Below are 1887 nucleotides of genomic sequence, written 5' to 3'. Positions count from 1 at the left end.
CGCTTAAGCAAAACAGCGCGCCGCAATCGCAGACACAAGCCGTCTCGTCGCCGACGCAGGTCGCGCTGGACGGCATTTCCGCAGTCGAGGGCAGCGCCACGATCACAACGCAGGGCTTCACGCTAAGCGCCGATTCGCAGGCCGCCGTGCAGTCTCAAATCGCCACTTTCGAAGCCGACGGATATACCGCATCATTCGTGCTCGCCGACATCACGACCGGCCGCACGATCGCATACAACGCCGATGCACAGATCTATTCGGCCTCGTCGGCGGAGGCGCCATACCTGATATCGCTGTTCTCAACGGGCACCGTCGACCTGAACAGCGTGGCCCAATCCGCTGACGCGCAGTCCGCCACCGTCCACCAAAAGGTCGACGCCGTCCTGCGCAATTCCGACAACGCGTCTTACGACTGGCTGTACAAAACGTATGGCCTCGACTGCTTCAACACGTGGGCCGAACAGGCAGGCGCGGCTTCCAGAATGGGTGATCGCGGCGGGTACCTGTTCACCTCCGCGCGCGACATGGCCAAACTGTGGACCGCCGGATACGGTTTCCTGTTCGCCGGGCAAACGGCGGGGGTGCAGAACATCACGCCCGAATCGCTGCAATGGCTGTCCGGAGACATGACGAATTCGCTGAACTCCTGCATCCACGCGGCCCTTGGCGATGCGGACACCGTGTACACGAAGGCCGGATGGATCAACGGCGAAGGCGATTTGTACGCGCTGAACGATGCCGGACTGGTGATGTCGCAGTCGGGCACGTACGTGCTGGCGGTGCTGACGAACGCGTGCGGCCGCAACGATTTGCTGACCAGCCTGATCGGCACGCTCGACGCAGTGCATTCGGGGGATATGCGAGGGTAATACGTTTCAAGTTGGGGTGACTCTCGCCGTGCCGCAGATAGGTCTATGGCCGATGCTGTAGCGTCGTTGCGTGGCATGTTTCTAGATGTTGCAAATCCGCCCTTCAGCTTGTATACAGCAAAATCCCAGCCTGAATTCCTAGGCTGGTGGCCATGAACGGCAAATTGCAGGTGCACGGCCATTGCAATGGCTTGAAAACGACGCTTTTGTTCGCGTTGATGTGGGGCGTCATCATGCTCATCTGGTGGGCGACCGGCGCCAGTCAAAGCACGCTCGGCTACTACATTCTCATCGGCCTGGGCTCCACGTTCGTCTCCTACTGGTTTTCCGACAAACTGGCGATCGCCAGCATGCACGCTCGACAGGTGAGCGAGCAGGAAGCCCCCGTACTATACAAGATCGTCCGCGAGCTATCGGCGAAGGCAGGCAAGCCGATGCCGCGCATCTACATCGCCCCCACCATGAGCCCCAACGCGTTCGCGACGGGGCGCAACGAACGACACGCGGCGGTCTGCTGCACGCAAGGCATCCTACAGACGCTTAACGAACGTGAGATTCGCGGCGTGCTCGGACACGAACTCATGCACGTCTACAACCACGACATTCTGACGTCCGCAATCGCCTCCGCCATGGCCACCGTCATCTCGTACCTCGGCTACTCGCTCATGTATTTCGGCGGCGGCCGTTCGCGTGACGACCGCGACGATTCGGCGTCCGGCGGCTTGGGATTGTTGGGTGTGCTGCTGAGCGCGAGTCTGGCGCCGATCGCAGCGTCGCTGATACAGATGGCAATCTCCCGCACACGCGAATACGACGCCGACGAAGACGGTTCCAAGTTGACGGAGGATCCGGAAGCGCTCGCTTCCGCGTTGAGCAAGATTTCCGGCGGCGCAGCCGCGATGCCGATGGAGAAGACCGCCGGCACGCAGTCGGTGGCTGCGATGATGATCGCCAGTCCGTTCTCCGCGGAGGGCTTCTCGCGCCTGTTTTCCACGCATCCGCCGATTCAGGACCGCAT

The 1887-nt window shown here is 61.4% G+C and carries 2 protein-coding genes; both read left to right on the top strand.

Annotated elements, in window-relative coordinates; genetic code table 11:
- A partial coding sequence (locus ACR0P8_RS09525) for a serine hydrolase (RefSeq protein WP_432624826.1) occupies positions 1-869 on the top strand: 869 nt, incomplete at its 5' end.
- Positions 870-1021: 152 nt separating this feature from the next.
- Positions 1022-1887: zinc metalloprotease HtpX (htpX, locus tag ACR0P8_RS09520; RefSeq protein WP_432624825.1), on the top strand; the 866-nt coding region annotated here is incomplete at its 3' end.

Source organism: Bifidobacterium sp., assembly GCF_050874245.1.
Lineage (GTDB): Bacteria > Actinomycetota > Actinomycetes > Actinomycetales > Bifidobacteriaceae > Bifidobacterium.
Note: the sequence above shows the minus strand (reverse complement) of the source record. Positions and strands in the feature narration are given on the sequence as shown.